Source organism: Micromonospora sp. HM134 (assembly GCF_007833915.1).
GTDB classification, from domain to species: Bacteria; Actinomycetota; Actinomycetes; order Mycobacteriales; family Micromonosporaceae; genus Micromonospora; species Micromonospora wenchangensis.
The window spans coordinates 1869718-1889411 of the sequence record NZ_CP041061.1 but is presented as its reverse complement, the minus strand read 5'-3'; the positions used below and the strand labels follow the sequence as shown (position 1 = coordinate 1889411).

The 19694-nt window shown below is 73.3% G+C and carries 15 protein-coding genes; 6 read left to right on the top strand and 9 right to left on the bottom strand.

The features are described from left to right. Positions 1-188: 188 nt before the first annotated feature. Entirely contained in the window at positions 189-1313 is a 1125-nt protein-coding gene (locus FJK98_RS08715) for a GNAT family N-acetyltransferase (protein WP_145918568.1), read from the bottom strand. Positions 1314-1402: 89 nt separating this feature from the next. Then, the gene (locus FJK98_RS08710) at positions 1403-2104 is read right to left on the bottom strand and encodes an amino acid-binding protein (RefSeq protein ID WP_088645447.1); all 702 of its coding nucleotides are present in this window, start codon (positions 2102-2104) and stop codon (positions 1403-1405) included. Between the two features lie 152 nt (positions 2105-2256). Between FJK98_RS08710 and FJK98_RS08705 the strand changes: the two genes are divergently transcribed. Beyond that, positions 2257-3342 carry a phosphotransferase family protein gene (locus tag FJK98_RS08705; RefSeq protein WP_145918567.1) on the top strand — a complete coding sequence of 362 codons (1086 nt, stop codon included), beginning with the start codon at positions 2257-2259 and terminating at the stop codon, positions 3340-3342. Next, positions 3342-4553, top strand: a complete 1212-nt coding sequence (locus FJK98_RS08700; RefSeq protein ID WP_145918566.1) for an acyl-CoA dehydrogenase family protein — start codon at positions 3342-3344, stop codon at positions 4551-4553. The genes FJK98_RS08705 and FJK98_RS08700 overlap by 1 nt, the downstream gene beginning before the upstream one ends. Before the next feature lie 63 nt (positions 4554-4616). Here the strand turns inward: FJK98_RS08700 and FJK98_RS08695 are convergent, their stop codons facing one another. The 6 genes from FJK98_RS08695 to FJK98_RS08670 all read right to left on the bottom strand — a co-directional run bounded on the left by FJK98_RS08695 (position 4617) and on the right by FJK98_RS08670 (position 11212). Next, positions 4617-5663: a LacI family DNA-binding transcriptional regulator gene (locus FJK98_RS08695; RefSeq protein ID WP_145918565.1), complete on the bottom strand. Its 1047-nt coding sequence runs from the start codon at positions 5661-5663 to the stop codon at positions 4617-4619. A gap of 92 nt (positions 5664-5755) precedes the next feature. Beyond that, entirely contained in the window at positions 5756-7189 is a 1434-nt protein-coding gene (locus FJK98_RS08690) for a GH1 family beta-glucosidase (protein WP_145918564.1), read from the bottom strand. Next, positions 7186-8028: a carbohydrate ABC transporter permease gene (locus tag FJK98_RS08685; RefSeq protein WP_088645452.1), complete on the bottom strand. Its 843-nt coding sequence runs from the start codon at positions 8026-8028 to the stop codon at positions 7186-7188. Before FJK98_RS08685 ends, FJK98_RS08690 begins: the two co-directional genes overlap by 4 nt. A gap of 10 nt (positions 8029-8038) precedes the next feature. After that, entirely contained in the window at positions 8039-9007 is a 969-nt protein-coding gene (locus FJK98_RS08680; protein WP_145918563.1) for a carbohydrate ABC transporter permease, read from the bottom strand. A gap of 115 nt (positions 9008-9122) precedes the next feature. Then, positions 9123-10415 (bottom strand): ABC transporter substrate-binding protein, encoded by a 1293-nt coding sequence (locus FJK98_RS08675; RefSeq protein WP_145918562.1) that lies wholly within the window; start codon positions 10413-10415, stop codon positions 9123-9125. A 251-nt stretch (positions 10416-10666) separates the two neighbouring features. Beyond that, complete coding sequence (locus FJK98_RS08670) at positions 10667-11212, bottom strand: plasmid pRiA4b ORF-3 family protein (protein ID WP_145918561.1); 546 nt, start codon at positions 11210-11212, stop codon at positions 10667-10669. 150 nt (positions 11213-11362) lie between these two features. On the opposite strand from FJK98_RS08670, the gene FJK98_RS08665 reads away from it, so the two are divergent. Next, positions 11363-12148: a pyrimidine reductase family protein gene (locus tag FJK98_RS08665; RefSeq protein WP_145918560.1), complete on the top strand. Its 786-nt coding sequence runs from the start codon at positions 11363-11365 to the stop codon at positions 12146-12148. A gap of 112 nt (positions 12149-12260) precedes the next feature. Here the strand turns inward: FJK98_RS08665 and FJK98_RS08660 are convergent, their stop codons facing one another. Then, a complete protein-coding gene (locus FJK98_RS08660) occupies positions 12261-13805 on the bottom strand; it encodes a M4 family metallopeptidase (protein WP_145918559.1) in 1545 nt (514 codons plus the stop codon). A gap of 442 nt (positions 13806-14247) precedes the next feature. Between FJK98_RS08660 and FJK98_RS08655 the strand changes: the two genes are divergently transcribed. Genes FJK98_RS08655 through FJK98_RS08645 form a run of 3 tightly spaced genes read left to right on the top strand, consistent with a single transcriptional unit; the run spans position 14248 to position 19644 of the window. Further along, positions 14248-16008, top strand: a complete 1761-nt coding sequence (locus tag FJK98_RS08655; RefSeq protein ID WP_145918558.1) for an ATP-binding protein — start codon at positions 14248-14250, stop codon at positions 16006-16008. A 13-nt stretch (positions 16009-16021) separates the two neighbouring features. Beyond that, entirely contained in the window at positions 16022-17170 is a 1149-nt protein-coding gene (locus FJK98_RS08650) for an exonuclease SbcCD subunit D (protein ID WP_145918557.1), read from the top strand. Further along, the gene (locus tag FJK98_RS08645; RefSeq protein ID WP_145918556.1) at positions 17170-19644 is read left to right on the top strand and encodes an AAA family ATPase; all 2475 of its coding nucleotides are present in this window, start codon (positions 17170-17172) and stop codon (positions 19642-19644) included. Before FJK98_RS08650 ends, FJK98_RS08645 begins: the two co-directional genes overlap by 1 nt. Positions 19645-19694: the final 50 nt, after the last annotated feature.

Here is a 19694-nt window from a genome sequence, read left to right as displayed (position 1 = left end):
GCCGGCGGCCCCGGGCCGCCTGGCCGCGACCGGCCCCGGCGCACCGAACCGGGCCCGGACATGGGCAGGGCCCCCGCACCGGGGGCCCTGCCTGTACACCGTTCTCCGCATCGGAGTTCGGCCACGCACCGGAAGGAAAGCCCCCGCCCGGTGCCACACGGGTTGTCTCGATCAGCGGTGGTCGGTCGTCAGCACACCCCACCGGTCGTGCTCGTCCGCCGGGGACCGATCACGGCCGCACCGGGCCGACCGGGCCGACCGGCGACCGGGCCGTCGCCCACCGGGGCGGCCAGCGCGACGGTCACGGTGAGCAGGCTGCCGTCCCGCTCGATCGGCGCGGACCGGCCCAGCCGGGCCACCGTACGCACCATCGGCGTGTTCTCCGCCTGGGTGTGCAGGACAAGCGCCGCGAACCCGGCCCGCTCGGCGTGGGCGAGCAGCCGGCGCAGCAGCGCGGTGCCCAGCCCACGCCGCTGCCAGTCGTCCCGGACCAGCAGCGCCGCCTCCGCCTCGTCGCCCTCGGCGAGCAAATTGGCCAGCCCGACGACCGACTCCACCGCCCCGTCGGAGCCGGTCGTCGTGGCCACCAGGGTCAACCCCCGGGCCGGTTCCAGCAGCCGGCGCAGCCGGGCCGGCGAGGGCAGCGCCGCCCCGCTCAGGTAGCGCCGCTGCCGGCTGGACGCCGAGCAGCGCTCGTGCAGGTCCACCACGCCCGCCAGGTCGTCGGCGGTCGCCGGCCGGACGGTCAGCTCCGCCCCGTCGGGCAGCACCAGCACCACCCGGTCGGCCTCCCGCCGGGCCACCGCCGCCGCCAACTCGACGAGCGCCTGCGCCCGCGCGTACTCGGCCGGGGTGAAGCTGGGCGCCTGCCGGCGCAGTTCGTACGAGCCGCCGGCCGGATCGGTCAGCAGCATGGTCGTGGTGCCCACCGCGTCGTGCCCGACGGCAGCCGTCGGCCGCCAGGTCACCTCGTCCGCGCCGAGCGTGGCCCGGAGCACCTCACCGGCCAGTTCCGGGTCACCGACCAGCCGGGTGGCCAGCCCGAGCACCCGGGTCGGCTGGTCGGCCAGGCCCCGCGCCTCGCTGCGGGCGACCCAGCAGTCCCGGCCCCGGCCACGCTCGACGGCGGCGATCAGATCCGCCTCGTCGAGGGTGTCCGGCGCGTCGACGAGGAAGTCGTCCACCGCGCCGACCTCGGTGGTGTGCACCTGCACGGTGAGGATGTTGACCCCCCGCAACGCGAGACTCGCGGTGAGGACCGACAGGTATCCCGGCCGGTCGTCCACGGTCGCGCGAACCCGCCACAGCGCCATGTCCACTCCCTTCCCCAGCACGAAGCCTGCCCGCAGCCTGTTGCCGTGGCGTTGCCCGGCGGTGTCGCACCGGCAACCGTCCGCCCAGGTCAGGTGACGGTGGTCACCGACTGCGGGCCGACCAGGTCGAGCCGGTCGCCGAGGATCACCGCGCTGGCCCGGACGAGCTGGGCGAGCCGGTCCACCTCGGTGGCGTGGAACCCGGCGGCGGTCAACGGCTCGGTGTGGTCCCGGGCCACCACCAGCACCAGCCCGGCCCGGCCGAACGGCGCGATCGCGTAGTGCGTGCCGTCGGCCATGGTCAGGGTGCGGGCCCGCAGCGGGGTCACCTCGGGCAGCCGGGGCGGCTCGGGCGCGCGCCAGCTGGCGTGCCCGACGGTCGCCGTCCCCGCGCCGGCCCGGGAGGCCCAGTCCACCGGCACGACGGCCGCCACCGCCCAGTCCGCCGCGAGCAGCCCCGGCACCGCGTCGACCAGGGTGGCCACCCCGTCGGTGGGGTTCGCCGCCACCTGGGCGAGCAGTTCGGCGTCCTGACCGGTGGTGGTCGGCGCGCCGATCGCCCGCCACACCCCGTCGACGCGCACCCCGGGGATGGCGGCCAGCCCCGCGAGCAGCCCCTCGACCCGGGCGGCACCGGGCCAGACCACGGTGAAGTCGTCCACCGCCCGGCCGCCGAGCCGTTCCAGCACCACGACCTGGACGATGTCCGCCCCGGAGACGCCGAGCGTGCGGGCCACCTGGCCGAGTGTCCCGGGTCGGTCCGGCAGGGTCACCCGAACTCTCAGCAACATGTCTGTCCCTCCGCTCGGCGGGCCGACCGCACACGGCCGGCAGGCTGGTCCCCAGCCTGCCGGTTGACCATTTCGCCCCTGTTGCCGTGGCATGTCCCCGGCGGAAAATCGCTGACCTTGACAACCCGGCTGACCTGCCATCAACTATGCGGATGACCGAGCCGGCCGTCGACGCGTCCCACGACGGCGGAGCCCCCGGCGACCGGACGCCACGCGGGCTGGACCTCGACCGGCTGGCCGGGTGGCTGACCACCCACCGGCCGGAGCTGGCCGACGGCCCGCTGCGGGCCAGCCTGATCACCGGCGGCAAGTCCAACCTGACCTACCTGCTGCACGGCGCCGGGCGCGAACTGGTGCTGCGCCGCCCGCCGCTGGGGCACGTGCTGGCCACCGCGCACGACATGGCCCGCGAGCACCGGGTGATCGCCGCGCTCGCGCCGACCGCCGTGCCGGTGCCCGAGGCGGTGCTGCTCTGCGTCGACCCGGCGGTGATCGGGGCCCCCTTCTACCTGATGCGGCGGGTGCCGGGCGAGGTGCTGCGCACCCGGGCCCAGACCGACCCGCTCACCGACGCGCAACGCCGTGACCTGGCCTGGGCGATGATGGACACCCTGGCCGCGCTGCACACCGTCGACCCGGCCACGGTGGGGCTGGCCGACTTCGGCCGTCCGGAGGGCTACCTCGGCCGGCAGGTACGACGCTGGGCCGGCCAGCTCGACCGGTCCCGCAGCCGGGAACTGCCCGGGGTGGACGAGCTGCGCGACGCGCTGGCCGCCTCGGTGCCCGAGGGGGTGAACGCCGGCCGGATCGTGCACGGCGACTACCGGCTGGACAACCTGCTCACCACGGTCGACCCGGTGTCGGTCCGGGCGGTGCTGGACTGGGAGATGGCCACCCTCGGCGACCCGCTGGCCGACCTCGGGCTGCTGCTGACGTACTGGGACGTGCTCGGCGACAGCGACCTCGCCGAGGGCAACCCGGTCGCCGACGGGCTCGGCCCGCGCGCCGGCTTCCCCACCGGCGACGAGCTGATCGCCCGGTACGCCGACCGCAGCGGCGTCGACGTGGGGCCGCTGCACTGGCACCTGGCTCTCGGCTGTTTCAAGCTCGCGGTGATCTGCGAGGGCATCCACTACCGGCACACCCTGGGGCAGACCCTCGGCGGTGGGTTCGACCGGATCGGCGACATGGTGACGCCGCTGGTGGAGCACGGTCTGCGCGCGGTCAGGGGGAACTGATGGACTTCGGCTACGACGAGCGCACCGTCGAGCTGCGGGAGCGGCTCGACGCGTTCCTGGACGAGTGCGTCCTGCCGGCCGAGCCGGTGCACGCGGCGCAGGTCGCGGCGGCGGGTGACCCGTGGTCGCGGTCCCCGGTGCTCGACGGGCTGAAGGTCGAGGCGCGACGGCGCGGCCTGTGGAACCTCTTCCTGCCCGACCCGCGTTACGGCGCCGGGCTGACCAACCTCCAGTACGCCCCGCTGGCCGAGCTGACCGGGCGCAGCCCGCACCTGGCCCCCGAGGCGGTCAACTGCGCCGCCCCGGACACCGGCAACATGGAACTGCTGGCCGAGTTCGGCTCCGGTGCGCAACGCGACAGGTGGCTCACCCCGCTGCTGGCCGGCGAGATCCGCTCGGCGTTCTGCATGACCGAGCCCGAGGTGGCCTCCTCCGACGCCACCAACATCGCCACCCGGATCGTCCGCGACGGCGACCACTACGTGGTCAACGGCCGCAAGTGGTGGTCGTCCGGGGCGATGGACCCCCGGTGCGAGCTGTTCATCGTGATGGGCAAGACCGACCCGGACGCCGACCGGCACCGCCAGCAGAGCATGGTGCTGGTGCCCCGGGACACCCCCGGGGTGCACGTCCGCCGGGGCATGACGGTCTTCGGCTACACCGACGCCCCGCACGGCGGGCACGCCGAGATCGACTTCGTCGACGTCCGGGTGCCGGCTGAGAACCTGGTCGGTGCCGAGGGGGCCGGGTTCGCCATCGCCCAGGCCCGGCTCGGTCCGGGCCGCATCCACCACTGCATGCGCCTGGTCGGGATGGCCGAGCGGGCCCTGGAGCTGCTCTGCCGGCGGGCCAACCAGCGGATCGCGTTCGGCCGGCCGCTCGCCGAGCAGGGCGTGGTCCGGGAGTGGATCGCCGAGTCCCGGGTACGGATCGAGCAGGCCCGGTTGCTGGTGCTCAAGACCGCCTGGCTGATGGACACCGTCGGCAACAAGGGCGCGCACACCGAGATCCAGGCCATCAAGATCGCAACTCCGGCGATGGCCGAGTGGGTGATCGACAAGGCGATCCAGGGGTACGGCGGCGCGGGGGTCAGTCAGGACACCCCGCTCGCCGGGCTCTGGGCCCAGGCCCGCACCCTACGGCTCGCCGACGGCCCCGACGAGGTGCACCGCGCGTCCCTGGCCAGGCGGGAACTGCGCCGCTGGTCCTGAGCCGACGGCACCGGCACGCCCCACCGCCCGTACGGACGTGGAGGCCGGAGGTGTCGAAGCGCTTCAGGTGGAGGCACGCTGGATGAGTTCGGTGTCCAGCAGGATGTGCGGGGTGGGGATCTCGTCGCCCCGGATGCGGGCCACCAGCAGCCGGGCCATCTGCCGGCCCATCTCCTCCACCGGCTGGAAGACCGTGGTCAACGGCGGGTCGGCCTGCTGGGCGACGGGCGAGTCGTCGAACCCGATGATCGCCACGTCCTCGGGCACCCGCCGGCCCGCCTCGCGCAGCGTCCGCAGCGCGCCGAACGCCATCAGGTCGGAGGCGACGAAGACCGCGTCCAGCTCGGGGCAGGCGTCCAGCAGCCGGCGCATGCACGCCGCGCCGCTGCCCTCGCTGAAGTCCCCGTAGGCGATCATGCGGGGGTCGAGCATCCCGACGGTGGACTCCACCGCCTCCCGGTAGCCGACCAGGCGGGCCAGGCCGGCGCCCATGTCCTGCGGGCCGGCGATGGTGGCGATCCGGCGGCGACCCTGCCGGGCCAGGTGCTGCACCGCGTTGCGGGCGCCACCGACGTTGTCGACGTCAACGAACCAGGACGGCCGCGCCCCGGGGCGCAGCATCCGGGCCGGCCGGCCGCCGAGCACGGTGGGCAGGTCGCGCTCCTCCAGCAGGGTGGGCAGCGGGTCGGAGTCGTGCAGCGACAGCAGCAGGACCCCGTCGACGTGCTGGTTGGTCAGGTGGTTCTCGACCCGTTCCCGTTCGATCGGGGACTGCACCATGGCGAGCCAGAGTTGCAGCGGCGTCTCCAGCAGGCCGGAGCTGACGCCCCGGACGATGCCGGCGAAGAACGGCTCGGTGAAGACCCGCTCCCCCGACTCGGACACCACCAGGGCCACCGAGTCGGTCCGCTGGGTGACCAGTGCCCGTGCCGCCCGGTTCGGGACGTACCCCAGCTCGGCGATGGCCTGTTGGACGGCGGCCCGGGCCTCCGGGCTGACCTGGGGTGAGCCGTTGACCACCCGGGAGACCGTGCCCCGCCCGACACCCGCGCGGGCGGCGACCGCGTCGAGGGTCGGGCGCCCGAGTGACCGGGTGCGTTGCGTTGTCATCGTCTGCTCCTCCGACGTCGGACGGTCCCCGCCGTCCGCCCCCGGGGGCGGGCGGCGCGGCGGGGCCGTCCGGAATGCTGGCTGGCCTCTGCCTATTGTGCGGCCAGACCGTTGCGTCGGATCACCTCGGCGTACCACCTGGCACTGGACTTGGGGATACGGGCCTGGGTGTCGTAGTCGATCCAGATCATCCCGAAGCGCTTGGTGTAACCCCAGGCCCACTCGAAATTATCCATCAGCGACCACGCGAAGTAGCCCCGCAGGGGCACCCCGGCCGCGATCGCCTCGTGCGAGGCCCGCAGGTGGGCGTCGAAGTAGGCCAACCGGTCGACGTCGTCGACCCGACCGTCCTGCACGGTGTCGACGAACGCCGAGCCGTTCTCGGTGACGTAGAGCGGCAGGTCGGTGTACTCCTCGTGGACCCGCCGCAGCGTCTCCACCAGGCCCGGGGCGTCGATCTCCCAGTCCATGTCGGTGACCGGGACACCCCGGGTGACGAACCGGACGTCCTCGCTGCCCGGCCAGCAGGACGGTGCCCGCCAGTACTTCTCCGGCTCCTCGCCGGCGACCGGCGCGGCCACCACGTGCCGGCTGTAGTAGTTGATCCCGACCAGGTCCAGCGGGGTGGAGATGATCTCCAGATCGCCGTCGCGGACGTGCCCGAAGTCGGTCACCTCGGCCAGGTCGGCGGTCAGGTCCGCCGGGTACGAGCCGCGCAGCAGCGGGTCGAGGAAGAACCGGTTGGCCAACCCGTCGATCCGGCGGGCGGCGTCGACGTCGGCCGGGGCGTCGCTGGCCGGGGTCACCGGGTAGAGGTTGACCGTGACACCGAGCTGGGCCTGCGGCAGCTTCGCCCGCAGGGCCTGCACGGCGAGCCCGTGACCGAGCATCAGGTGGTGCCCGGCCCGGACCGAGTCCGCCCCGTCGGACCGCCCGGGGGCGTGCGCCCCGGAGCCGTAGCCGAGGAACGCCGAGCACCACGGCTCGTTGAGCGTGGTCCAGTACTTCACCCGGTCGCCGACGGCGTCCGCGACCAGGGACGCGTAGTCGGCGAACCGACCGGCGGTGTCCCGGGCCGGCCAGCCGCCCGCGTCCTCCAACGGCTGGGGCAGGTCCCAGTGGTAGAGGGTGAGCCACGGCTCGATGCCGTTGGCCAGCAGCTCGTCGACCAGCCGCCGGTAGAAGTCCAGGCCCTCCTGGTTGACGCCGCCGGTGCCGCCGGGCTGCACCCGCGGCCAGGAGACCGAGAACCGGTACGACTTGAGGCCCAGCTCGGCCATCAACCGGACGTCGTCGGACATCCGGTGGTAGTGGTCGCAGGCCACGTCCCCGGTGTGCCCGGAGACCACCCGCCCCTCGGTGTGACTGAACGTGTCCCAGATCGACGGGGTCCGGCCGCCCTCGGCGGCGGCCCCCTCGATCTGGTACGCGGCGGTCGCCGCGCCCCACAGGAAGCCGGGCGGGAAGGTCAGTTCCGGCCCCTGGTCGAGTACGCCGACAGCGGGCGGGTGGGTCGGGTTGCTCACGACTTGACGGCGCCTTCCATGATGCCGCCGATGATCTGGCGGCCGAACACGATGAACACGATCACCAGCGGCACGGTGCCGATGGCGGTCGCGGCGAACACCTGCGAGTAGTCGGTGTAGTAGGCGTAGGACAGGAACGCCAGCGACACCTGCAGGGTCGGGTTCTCGGGGGTGAGCACGGCGTACGGCCACAGGTAGGAGTTCCAGGTCTCCATGAAGGTGAGCAGGCCGAGCACGGCGGCGGCGGGGCGCAGCGCCGGCAGCACGATGTTCCAGAAGATCCGGAAGGTGCTGGCGCCGTCGACCCGACCCGCCTCGATCAGCTCGTCGGAGATGGCCTGGATGGCGTACTGCCGCATCATGAACACGCCGAACGCGCTGACCAGGAAGGGCACGGTCACCGCGTAGAGGGTGTCGTACCAGCCGAGGTCCTGGATCATGCCCCAGAGCGGGATCAGGCCGAGCTGGGTCGGGATCATCATGGTCACGATGATCGTCAGCAGCAGGGCGTTGCGGCCCCGGAACCGCAGCTTGGCGAAGGCGAAGCCGGCCAGCGAGCCGGTGATCACCACCGAGACGGTCACCACCGCGGAGACGATCACCGAGTTGAGCAGACCGGTGAGGAAGTTCGCCGCCGGGTTGTCGAGCACCCGGCCGAAGTTCGCGCCGAACTCGCCGGCCGGGGTGAACGGCGGCGGCACGTCGTTGATCTGGTCGAGGCTACGGGTGGCGATGACCACCATGTAGTAGAAGGGGTAGACCGAGAAGAGCACCGCGACGACGAGCGCGATGTAGAGCAGCGGACTGGTGCGCCAGAGGCGCTGGGATGCCTTGTTCACGGCGCGGTCCTCACTTCACCGAACGGCGGACGAGCAGGAAGTTCACCAGCGAGACCAGGGCGATCATGACGAACATCGCCCAGGCCACCGCGGCGCCGTAGCCGGCGGTGCTGAGGTTCTCGATACCGAGTTCGTACATGTACATCGCCAGGGTCTGGAACTCGCGCTGGTCGCCACCGATGATGTTGCCGTTGCCGAAGACCAGCGGCTCGGTGAAGAGCTGGAGCCCACCGATGGTGGACAGGGTGACCACGAAGACGAAGGTCGGGGTCAGCATCGGCAGGGTGATCCGCCAGAACTGCTTCCACTGGTTGGCGCCGTCGATCGCGGCGGCCTCGTAGAGGTCCTTCGGGATGGCCTGCATGCCGGCCAGCAGGATCAGCGTGTTGTAGCCGGTCCACCGCCAGTTGACCATGGAGGCGATGGCCGTCCAGGAGCTCCACTTCTGGGCGTCCCAGTCGATCGCGTCGACGCCGACCAGGCTGAGGATCCAGTTGATCAGACCGAAGTCGCGCTGGAAGAGCATCCCGAAGACGATCGCCACCGCGGCGACGGAGACCACGTTGGGCATGAAGATGGCCATCCGGAACAGCGTCCGGGCCCGCAGGAAGGTGCGGTTGAGCATGGTGGCCAGGAACAGCGCCAGGAGCAACTGCGGGATCGTCGACAGGATGAAGATGCCGAACGTGTTGATCGTGGCGTTCCAGAAGTACTCGTCGGTGAACAGCCGGGTGTAGTTGTCGAACCCGATGAAGCTGTGGTCACCGATGAGGTCCCAGTCGTGCAGCGACATCCACGCCGTGCGCAGCATCGGGTAGAACCCGAAGATGCCGAAGACCACGAAGAACGGCGCGATGTAGAGGTAGGGCGAGAGCTTCAGGTCGAGGCGGTTCAGGGTGATCGCCCGGCTGCGCCGCCGGGGAGGTGTGGGGGGTGGTGCGCTGGGCGACGGCGGCGCCGTCGTGGCCGAGAGGCTCATGCGGGGTCCTTTCCCGGCTCCGGCGGGGCCGGTGAGGCGGGCGGTACGTGGAACGGGACGCCATTGGTGGCGCCCGGGACATGCCCGGACGCCACCGCCGGTGGTGGTGCAGTGATCAGAAGGCGCCCTGGGTCTTGGCGTCCTTGAGGAACTGCTCCCAGGCCTTGTCCTTGGGGGACTGCCCGTTCTCGTACGAGCGCAGCGCCGGCTCGAACGCGTTCTCCTTGACCGCCTGGTGCTTCGGGCCGAGGTGCAGCGGCTGGATCTTCTCGACGCTCTCACCGAAGATCTTGCCGGTCGGCGCGCCGCTGAAGTACTCGTTGGTGTAGCCGGTGAACTCCGGGTTCTTCAGCGCCTCGAGGTTGGTCGGCAGCGGGCCCTTGAGCTTGAACGCCTCGACCTGGCTCTTCGCGTTGGTCAGGTACTCGGCGAGCTTGGCCGCCTCCTTGGGGTACTTGCTCTGGGCCGGCACGGCGAGCCAGGAGCCGCCCCAGTTGCCCGCGCCGCCGGGAACCGGCGCGACGTCCCACTTGCCCTTGTTCTCCGGGCCGGAGTTGTCGGCGACGATACCGAGCATCCACGACGGGCAGAAGGTGGCCGCGAAGGTGCCCTGCTTGAAGCCGGCGGACCACTCGGGCGACCAGGTGGCGCTCTTGGAGGTGATCTTCGCGTCGGCCATCGCGACCGCGGTGTCCCACGCGGTCCTCACCGCCGCGCTCTTGTCGGCGACGACGTTGTCCTCCTTGTCGTAGAACAGGTCACCGCCCTGCTGGACCATGACCGCGCTGGCCGCGGTGGTGACCGAGTCGATCAGGCCCTTGTTGGTGGCCGCGCGGTACTTCTTGCCGGTCTCGATGAAGGCGTTCCAGTCCGGCCAGAGCGCCGCCACCTGGTCCCGCTCGGTCGGCAGGTTGGCCGCCGCGAACAGGTCCTTGCGGTAGCAGACCGCGAGGCTGCCGACGTCGGTGGGCAGGCCGATCAGCCGCCCGTCCGCCGCCTTGCCCAGCTCCCACTTCCACGGCAGGTATTCCTTGCTGTGGTCGGCCACCAGCGGCGCCAGGTCGGCCCAGTTCGCGGGGTTGGTCTTGAACTCGTTGAGGATGCCCTCTTCGAGCGCGGTCACGTCCGCCGCGCCCTTGCCGGTGGCCAGCGCCCGGACCACCTTCGGCCGGTACTCGTTGAGCTGCGCGGTCTTGCGCAGCTCGACCTTGATGCCGGTGTCCTTCTCGTACTGCTTGACGATCTCGTCGTATCCGAACTCACCGAAGGTGTCGACGACCAGCTTGCTGGGCTTGCCGCCGGCCTCCTTCGGCTCGTCGTCCTTGCCGCAGGCCGCGAGACCGCCGATGGCGGTTACTGCGGCCAGGGCGGCGACCGCGAACCGGGTACGCCGCGTGGTGACGCTCATCCTGACCCCTTTTCGATGGTGAGGCTGGGTGGGTGTGGTGGGGGGGTGCTGTCGCACGTCCCGGCCGGTCCGGCGGTGATCGCCGGTCGGTCTGGGGTGGTCGCGGGTGATCCGCGCCACGCCCTTGGGAACGCTCCCATGAGATTGCCGGGAGGTGTCGGGGGTGTCAATAGACCGTTGGGAGCGTTCCCAGATCGTTACCAGCTATCGCGTTTACGCCGCCCGATGTGATGACCCCGCGGGGACGGAGATCAGCAGAAGCGGCGCAGCAGGGTGGTCGCCCGACCCGCGTCGAACGCCGCCGGGTCGTGCCCGGGACCCGCCCAGTCCCGCATCGTGACGTGCTCCGGGTGGTGCGGATCGGCAAGCGCCGCCAGCAGCAGGAGCTGCCCGGCCGGGCCGCCGACCCCCTCCGGCGGGCAGGCCCGCGCACCCTGCGGGCAACTCGGGTAACGCCCGTCCGGATCGGCGGCGAGGACGTCCTCCACCACCAGGTCGTGCTCCCACCAGTCACCGAAGTCGTAGACGTAGCCGAACCGGCTGCCCTTGCCGGCCACCGCGTCCAGCCGGACGTCCAGCTCGTCGCGCACCGCCGGCTCCGCGTCCGGGTCGGGCTCGCCGTACTGCACGCCGTCGATCTCGAAGGCGTGCAGGTGACAGTCCCGCCAACCCATCGCGTGCTGCACCACCCGGTGCAGCCGGTCGAGGGTGTAGCCGCCGGGGACCAGCACCCGCCGCCAGACCGACGGGCGGACCCCGGTGAGGGACACCTTCAGCTGGAAGATCTGACGTGACATGCTGCCCCCTCCACCCACCGCATAGGCTGCCGGCATGATCTGCCGAGCGTGCCGACAGCGGCGGCACGACGACTGCCCCGGCCGGAAGTGGTGCGACTGTCAGCACCGTACCCCCGCACCCACCCCTCCGGTCACCGGTCCGGCCGGCGAATGAGCGTCGGAATCCCGATCTGGCGGATCTGGCCCACGCCCGCCGACGGCCCGCTGGACGACGCCGCGCTGACCGCGCTCTACGCCCGCGCCGGCACCCCCCGGCTGCGGGTCAACTTCGTGGCCAGCGCGGACGGCGCGGTCACCCTGGACGGCTACTCCGCCGGCCTGTCCGGTGCGCCGGACAAGCGGGTCTTCGGCCTGCTCCGGATGCTCTGCGACGGGCTGCTGGTGGCCGCCGGCACGCTACGGCACGAGGGCTACCGGGCGGTGCGGCTCAGCCCGGAACGCCGGGCCTGGCGACGCGCGCACGGCCTGGCCGAGTACCCGACGCTGGCGGTCGTCTCCCGGTCGCTACGGCTCGACCCGGCCCAGGCCGCGTTCGCCGACGCGCCGGTGCGCCCGGTCGTGCTGACCACCGGGACGGCGGTCGCGCCACCGGGCCTCACCGACGTCGTCGACCTGGTCCGGGTCGGCCGGGACGACGTCGACCTCGCCGCCGGCCTGGCCGCGCTGCGCCGGCGGGGGCTGGGGCAGCTGCTCTGCGAGGGCGGCCCGCACCTGTTCGGCACGCTCACCGCCGCCGACCTCGTCGACGAACTCTGCGTCACCGTCGCCCCGCTGCTGGCCGGGGCCGGCCCGGGACGGATCACGGCCGGCCCGGCCAGCCCGCCCCGGTCGCTGCCGCTGCGGCACACGCTGGCCGCCGCCGACGGCGTACTCATGCTGCGGTACGCCCGCGACGCGCCCGGCGTCGACTCCGCCGGGGCCGCGCCCGCCGGCTGAACCGGGTGGCCTCCCCCGGACGCGGCGCGGGGCGTGGGCCACCCGGTCGGTGTGCCCACGCCCCACGTTCGAGACGTTCGGGGTCGGCGTGTCGAACGCCGGCCCGGCGGGGTCAGCTGACGCTCACGCCCGCCCAGGCGGCGGCGACGGCCTTGTACTCGGCGCTGGTCGCGCCGTACAGGTCGGTCGCGGCCGACAGGGTCGCCGTCCGGGCGCCCTTGTAGTTGGTGGTGGAGGTCATGTAGCGGGTCAGCGCCCGGTACCAGATCGCCCCGGCCTTGGTGTTGCCGATGCCGGCGACCGTGGTGCCGTTGCAGGTCGTGCTGGTGCCGTACGACGAGGTGCCGCTACCCACCGCGAGCAGGTAGAAGAAGTGGTTCGCCACGCCCGAGGAGTAGTGCACGTCCAGGCCGCCCACCGAGCTGCTGTAGCAGTCCGCCGACTTGCCGTCCTTGGAGGGCTTGTCCATGTAGCGCAGCGGGGTGCCGGTGCTGCGCAGCTTCTCCCCGATCAGGTAGTCGCCCGGGTCCTTGGCGCTGGCCGCGTAGAACTCGACCAGGGTGCCGAAGATGTCGCTGGTGGCCTCGTTGAGGCCGCCCGACTCGCCGCTGTACCGCAGCCCGGCGGTGTTGCTGGTGACGCCGTGGGTCATCTCGTGCCCGGCCACGTCCAGCGAGGTCAGCGGGTACCAGCCGGAGCCGCCGTCGCCGTAGGTCATGCAGAAGCAGGCGTCCTGCCAGAAGGCGTTGGCGTAGTTGCTGCTGTAGTGCACCCGGCTGTACGCGCCGACACCGTCGTTGCGGATGCCGTTGCGGCCGTGCGCGCTCTTGTAGTAGTCCCAGGTCTTCTGCGCGCCGAAGGCGGCGTCGGCGGCGGCGGTCTGCCGGTTGCTCAGGGTGCCGTTGCCGAACACGTTGTTGGTGCTGGTGACCAGGGTGCCGGTGCCGCTGGTCTTGCCGTTGAGGTCGTAGGTGCGGTGGTTGCCCCGGGCCGGGTCGGCGAGCTGGTAGGTGCTGCCGGACAGGGTGCTGCCGACCGAGACCGTGCCGGAGTGGTAGGTGTTGCCGGTGCCCTCCCGCTGCACGCCCTCCCACGAGTCGCGGACCGCGCCGGTGGTGGCGTCCACCAGCACGTGCAGCTCGCTCGGGGTGCCGTCGGCGTGGGTGCCGGCCACCACCACCTCGTAGGCGAGGGCGGTCGCGGTCCGACCGGCGTCGAAGACCAGCTGCGCGCCCGCGACCGAGCGGCCGGTGGCGGTCGACGCGGCGTAGGCGATCTTGCCGGCGGCGGCCTCGCTGAGCGTGGCCTTCGGGGCGCGCTGCGGGGCGTGGGCGAGGCCGTGGGTGGCACCCCGCCAGGAGTCGCCCTTGCCGAGGTGGACGACCACCTCACCGCCGAGGACGGGCAGGCCGTCGGAGTAACGGTTGAGCCGGACGTGCTCGGTGCCGTCGGCGTCGGTCACCACGTTGCGCGGGGTGAACGTCTGCCCGTCGGCGGCGAGGCCGGCACCGGAGTGGGACTTGAGCTGGGCGACCGCGCGGGCGAACGGGTCGGCGGCGGGGCCGGCGGGCGCGGCGGTGGCCGCGGTGGGCACCGTGACGGCGGTGGCCAGGAGAGCGGCCGTGGCGAGGCCGCTCAACAGGGGGGTTCGGCGCATGGGGGTTCTGCCTCCACAGGGACAGTCGGGGGGGTGCCGACTGACGACGACCCGACGGTGGTGGACCGCGGGCCGGTCACGTGTCCGCAGGTTACGGACGTGACGGCCGGCACCGAAGGAAGAAGATCCTCGATGTCGGCTGTGGCTATTCTCAGCCCAACCGGTCGGTTTCTGTCACGCCCTCGGCGGGGATTTTTTTCCCCGGATTTCCGCCGGGCCCGTCACCTGCGCAAACACCGTCGCCGCGCGGGAAAAAGTCGACCGACCGTGACCGCACCGTCCCTTGCGGTCACCGAACCGGCGGCGACGACGGCGGTCGGCCGGGCGTCGACGGCGGCCCACCGGTGGCCTCCGCCGCGTCGCGTGGCAACCTGTCGCACTCCTCGGGCAGGATGCAGGGCGTGCGCCCTGACCGAGACGACCAGCTGACCGGAGCCCGCGGATGACCGACGACCGGATCGACGGCCGGATCGACAGCCCCGGCGAGCCCGTCGGCCGGGTGCTCGGCACCGCCGACGCCACCCCGTTGCAGTTCTGGACGGCCGTCTCGCCCGGCAGCTACCTCCAACTCGACGACGTGGTGGTCACCCGGCGCGACCTGCCCGACCGGGAGCCGGTCACCATCGCCGGGGTGGTCACCCAGGTCCGCGCCCGGCACGAGGGCGCCCAGTTCGAGTCGGACGTCTTCGCCATCGCCGACGGCACCCTCCCCGCCCAGGTGCAGGAGGCCGCCGAGATCACCACCACCCGGGTCGACCCCGAGCTGTACGTGCCGCCCGCGCCGGGCGCCACCGTGCACCGGGCCGAGGGCGACGCCCGCGCCCGCGCGCTGCACTTCGACCGGATGGAACGGCGCATCCCGATGGGGATGGGCCGCGACGGCGTCCCGGTCTACCTCAACGCCGACTTCCTCGACGGCAGCCGGGGCGCGCACGTGTCGATCTCCGGCATCTCCGGGGTCGCCACCAAGACCAGCTTCGCCACCTTCCTGCTCTACTCGGTGTTCCGCTCCGGGGTGCTCGGCGGCGACGCGGTCAACGCCAAGGCGCTGATCTTCAACGTCAAGGGCGAGGACCTGCTCTTCCTCGACCATCCCAACGCCCGTCTCGACGACACCACCCGGGCCGCGTACGCCAGGCTGGGGCTGGCCGCCGGCGCGTTCCCCGACGTGCGGGTGTACGCCCCGCCCCGGGTCGGCGACGCCTCCGGCACCCCCGACGTGAGCAGTCGGCTCACCGGCGTCGACGCCTTCTACTGGACGCTGAGCGAGTTCTGCGCCGACCGCCTCCTGCCGTACGTCTTCGCCGACGCCGACGACGAACGCCAGCAGTACACGATGGTGGTCCACTCGGTCACCGCCCACCTGGCCCGCTACGCCCAGCCCGCCGACGGTGGGGTCAGCGTCGACGGGGTGCGCCTCGGCTCCTACGGCGACCTGGTCGACCACATCGTCGAGCAGCTCAACGACGACGAGACCCGGGGTGACTGGGCCGGCAGCGCGGTCGGCCTGGGCACGGTCAACGCGTTCGCCCGCCGGCTGATCGGCAGCAAGAAGGACCTCGCCCGGCTGATCCGCGGCGACCTGGCCACCCGCCGCCCGCACGCCATCAACACCGCCGAGAGCGCCCAGGTCACCGTGGTCGACCTGCACAACCTGCCGGACCGCGCGCAGCGCTTCGTGGTCGGCGTGACGCTGCGCGGCGAGTTCGAACGCAAGGAGAAGGCCGGCACCGCCAAGCCGCTGCTCTTCGTCGTCCTCGACGAGCTGAACAAGTACGCCCCCCGCGAGGGCTCCTCCCCGATCAAGGAGGTGCTGCTCGACATCGCCGAGCGGGGCCGCTCGCTCGGGGTGATCCTGGTCGGCGCGCAGCAGACGGCGAGCGAGGTCGAACGGCGGATCGTCACCAACTCGGCGATCCGGGTGGTGGGCCGGCTCGACCCGGCCGAGGCGTCCCGCCCGGAGTACGGCTTCCTCCCGCCGGCCCAGCGGCAACGCGCCCTGCTCGCCAAGCCGGGCACCATGTTCGTCAACCAGCCCGACATCCCGGTCCCGCTGTGCCTGGAGTTCCCCTTCCCGGCCTGGGCGACCCGGGTGTCCGAGGCCGGCCGGGCCCCGTCGGAGACGCTGCGCTCGATCACCGGCTCGATCGACCCGTTCGCCGTGGTCGGCTCGGGCGGCGTCGACGACGACATTCCGTTCTAGGGGGCTGGCCGCCATGAAGATCCTGCACACCTCCGACTGGCACGTCGGCAAGGTGCTCAAGGGACAGTCCCGGGCCGAGGAGCACAAGCAGGTGCTCGCCGGGGTGATCGAGATCGCCCACGCCGAACGCCCCGACCTGGTCATCGTCGCCGGTGACCTCTACGACACGGCCGCCCCCAGCCCGGAGGCGACCCGGCTGGTCACCCGGGCGTTGACCGCGCTGCGGCGGACCGGGGCCGACGTGGTGGCGATCGGCGGCAACCACGACAACGGCAACGCCCTCGACGCGCTGCGCCCCTGGGCGGAGGCGGCCGGGATCACCCTACGCGGCGGGGTCCGGGAGAATCCGGCCGAGCACGTCGTCGACGGGGTCACCGCCGCAGGCGAACGCTGGCAGCTCGCCGCGCTGCCCTTCCTGTCCCAGCGGTACGCCGTCCGCGCGGTGGAGATGTACGAGCTGACCGCCGCCGAGGCCACCCAGACGTACGCCGACCACCTCGGCCGGGTGCTGGCCAAGCTGACCGAGGGCTTCACCGAGCCGGACCGGGTGCACCTGGTGACCGCCCACCTCACCGTGGTCGGGGCGAGCACCGGCGGCGGCGAGCGCGACGCGCACACCGTCCTCGGGTACGCGGTGCCCGCCTCGGTCTTCCCGGGCACCGCGCACTACGTGGCGCTGGGGCACCTGCACCGTTCGCAGCGGGTGATCGGGCCGTGCCCGATCCGCTACAGCGGCAGCCCGATCGCCGTCGACTTCGGCGAGCAGGAGAACGTCTGCTCGGTGACACTGGTCGAGGTGAGCGCGACCTCGGCCGCCCGCATCCGGGAGGTGCCGGTGGCGGCGGCGGTGCCGCTGCGCACGGTGCGCGGCACCCTCGCCCAGTTGAGCGAGGCGGACCCGCCGGAGGGCTGGCTGCGGGTGTTCGTCCGGGAACAGCCCCGGGCCGGGCTGCGGGAGGAGGTGCAGGAGCTGTTCCCCCGCGCGCTGGAGATCCGGATCGACCCGGAGCTGCTGCCCGCCCCGGGCAGCGGCACCCGGGTCGCCCAGCGGGCCGGCCGGTCGCCCCGCGAGCTGTTCGCCGACTACCTGGGCAGCCGGGGGCACGAGGACGACGGGGTCCGGGACCTCTTCGACGAGTTGCTGGAGGAGGTGGAGCGCTGATGCGACCGATGCGGCTGGACCTGGCCGGCTTCACCGTCTTCCGCGACGAGACCACCGTCGACTTCACCGACGCCGACTTCTTCGCCCTGGTCGGGCCGACCGGTTCGGGTAAGTCGACGGTGCTGGACGCGATCTGCTTCGTCCTCTACGGCGCGGTGCCCCGCTGGGGTGGCGCGCGGGGGCTGGCCAACGCGCTCGCCCCGTCGGCGGTGGAGGCCCGGGTCCGGCTGGTCTTCGAGTCGGCCGGCGACCGGTACGTGGCGACCCGGGTGGTCCGCCGCGACGGCCGGGGCGCGGTCAAGACCGCCAACGCCGGGCTGCAACTGATGCCCCCCGGGTTCGACGTGACCAAGCTCGACACCGGGCTCAGCCCGGAGGACCTGGGCGAGGTGCTGGCCGGCACCCCGGCCGAGATGGACGGTGCCGTGCTGGACGCGGTCGGGCTGCCGTACGAGCAGTTCACCTCCTGCGTGGTGCTGCCGCAGGGGCAGTTCGCCGACTTCCTGCACGCCAAGCCGGCCACCCGGCAGCAGATCCTGGTCAACCTCCTCGGTCTCGGCGTCTACGAGAACGTGCAGAAGCGGGCCACCGAACGGGCCGGGCAGGCCGAGGCGAAGCTGGACGCGGTCGCCCGGATGCTCGCCGGGCTGACCGACGTCGACGACGAGACGTTGGCCGCCGCGTCCGCCCGGGTCGACCGGGTGCGGGAGCTGTCGGCGGCGGTCGCGGCGGCCGTACCGGAGCGGGAGCGGGCCCGGGGGGCGGCCCGCGAGGCCACGGCGGCGCTGGCCGCGCTCGACGCCGACCTGGCCGGGCTGGCCGGGGTGCGCGCCCCGGCCGGGGTGGCCGAGGTGGCCCACGCGGTGAGCACGGCACGGGAGGCGGTCGACGCGACGGCCCGCACCGTGGCGTTGGCCGAGGAGCAGGAGGAGAAGCTGCGCGGCGAGCTGGCCGGCGCGGGCGACGAGAGCGCCCTGCGGCTGCTGCTGCGGGCGCACACCGATGCGGAACGGCTGACCGGCGAGGCGGACACGGCCCGGGCGGCGCTGGCGGCGGCGCAGGCCGGCCACGACGCGGCGACGACGGCGCTCGGCGCGGCCCGGGAGGCGGCGGCGCGGGCCGAGGCCGAGCTGGAGGCGGCGTTCCGGGCCCACGAGGAGGCCAAGACCGTCGACCAGGCGGTCGCGTTGCGGGCGCACCTGGTCGACGGCGCGACCTGCCCGGTCTGCGAGCAGCAGGTGCCCCGGGTGCCGGCGGTGCCGGCCGGTTCGGCGGTGGCCGCGGCGACCGCCGCCGGCAAGGCGGCGCGGGCGGCCAGCAAGGCCGCGCAGGCGCTGGTCGACGAGCGGGACGCGACGGCCCGGGAGCAGGAGCGGGCGCTGGTGCGGCTGCGGGCCCAGCACGACCAGTTGCGCGGCCGGCTGACCGAGCTGGCCGGGCAGCTCGCCGGGGCGGCCACCCCGGCGGCGCTGCGCGACCAGCTCGCCGAGCACGCCCGGCTGCGCCGGGCGCTGGACGAGGCGGCGGTGGCGGTGCGCGGCGGCCGGGACGCCGCCCGCCGGGCCCGGGGCGCGGCGGACACGGCCGAGGAGCGGCTACGGGCCGCCTGGCGGGACTTCGACGGCACCCGGGACGGGCTGGCCCGGTTCGGCCCGCCGGCCACCGACCGGGACGACGTGGCCGCCGCCTGGACGGCCCTGGTGGAGTGGGCCGGCGCGCAGGCCCGGCAGCGGCGGGCCGACCGGGACGGGCTGGTGGCCTCGGTGACCGAGGCGCAGTCGGCCGCCGAGCGGGTCGAGGAACGCCTCGGCGGCCTGCTCGACGCCGCCGGGCTGCCCCCCGCCGACGACCCCGCGCAGGCGGTGGCGGTGGCCGCCGAGCGGGCCGAAGCCGACCTGCGCCGGATCACCGAACGCCGGGCGCAGGCCGTCGAGCTGCGGGAACAGCGCGCCGAGCACGAGCGGCAGGCGCGTACGGCGCGGGCGCTGGCCGGGCACCTGCGGGCCAACAACTTCGAACGGTGGCTGCTGGCCGAGGCGCTGGACCTGCTGGTCGACGGGGCCTCCCGGATCCTGCGGGAACTGTCCCAGGGCCAGTACGACCTGGTCCACGACAAGGGCGAGTTCTTCGTGGTCGACCACCACGACGCGGGGCTGCGCCGGGGGGTGCGGACGCTGTCCGGCGGGGAGACGTTCCAGGCGTCGCTGGCCCTGGCGCTGGCGTTGTCCGAGCAGCTCGCCGGCATGTCCACCACGGCGGCGAGCCTGGAGTCGATCGTGCTGGACGAGGGGTTCGGCACCCTCGACGCGGCCACCCTGGACATCGTCGCCGCGACCCTGGAGAGCCTGGCCGCCCGGGGCGACCGGATGGTCGGCGTGGTCACCCACGTGCCGGCGCTGGCCGAGCGCATCCCGGTGCGCTTCGAGGTCCGCAAGGACGCCCGCACGGCCCACGTCGAACGGACCGGCCGGTGAGCGCGAGGAGCGCAGCGCAGCGGAGCCCCGCAGTCGCGAACGAAAGGTCG

Excerpts from the sequence above, each read along its gene's own strand:
- FJK98_RS08655 (WP_145918558.1), top strand. The coding sequence starts at position 14,248 with ATGACCGACGACCGGATCGACGGCCGGATCGACAGCCCCGGCGAGCCC.
- FJK98_RS08645 (WP_145918556.1), top strand. The coding sequence starts at position 17,170 with ATGCGACCGATGCGGCTGGACCTGGCCGGCTTCACCGTCTTCCGCGAC.
- FJK98_RS08705 (WP_145918567.1), top strand. The coding sequence starts at position 2,257 with ATGACCGAGCCGGCCGTCGACGCGTCCCACGACGGCGGAGCCCCCGGC.
- FJK98_RS08695 (WP_145918565.1), bottom strand. The coding sequence starts at position 5,663 with ATGACAACGCAACGCACCCGGTCACTCGGGCGCCCGACCCTCGACGCG.
- FJK98_RS08715 (WP_145918568.1), bottom strand. The coding sequence starts at position 1,313 with ATGGCGCTGTGGCGGGTTCGCGCGACCGTGGACGACCGGCCGGGATAC.
- FJK98_RS08665 (WP_145918560.1), top strand. The coding sequence starts at position 11,363 with ATGAGCGTCGGAATCCCGATCTGGCGGATCTGGCCCACGCCCGCCGAC.
- FJK98_RS08660 (WP_145918559.1), bottom strand. The coding sequence starts at position 13,805 with ATGCGCCGAACCCCCCTGTTGAGCGGCCTCGCCACGGCCGCTCTCCTG.
- FJK98_RS08680 (WP_145918563.1), bottom strand. The coding sequence starts at position 9,007 with ATGAGCCTCTCGGCCACGACGGCGCCGCCGTCGCCCAGCGCACCACCC.
- FJK98_RS08675 (WP_145918562.1), bottom strand. The coding sequence starts at position 10,415 with ATGAGCGTCACCACGCGGCGTACCCGGTTCGCGGTCGCCGCCCTGGCC.
- FJK98_RS08710 (WP_088645447.1), bottom strand. The coding sequence starts at position 2,104 with ATGTTGCTGAGAGTTCGGGTGACCCTGCCGGACCGACCCGGGACACTC.
- FJK98_RS08670 (WP_145918561.1), bottom strand. The coding sequence starts at position 11,212 with ATGTCACGTCAGATCTTCCAGCTGAAGGTGTCCCTCACCGGGGTCCGC.
- FJK98_RS08700 (WP_145918566.1), top strand. The coding sequence starts at position 3,342 with ATGGACTTCGGCTACGACGAGCGCACCGTCGAGCTGCGGGAGCGGCTC.
- FJK98_RS08650 (WP_145918557.1), top strand. The coding sequence starts at position 16,022 with ATGAAGATCCTGCACACCTCCGACTGGCACGTCGGCAAGGTGCTCAAG.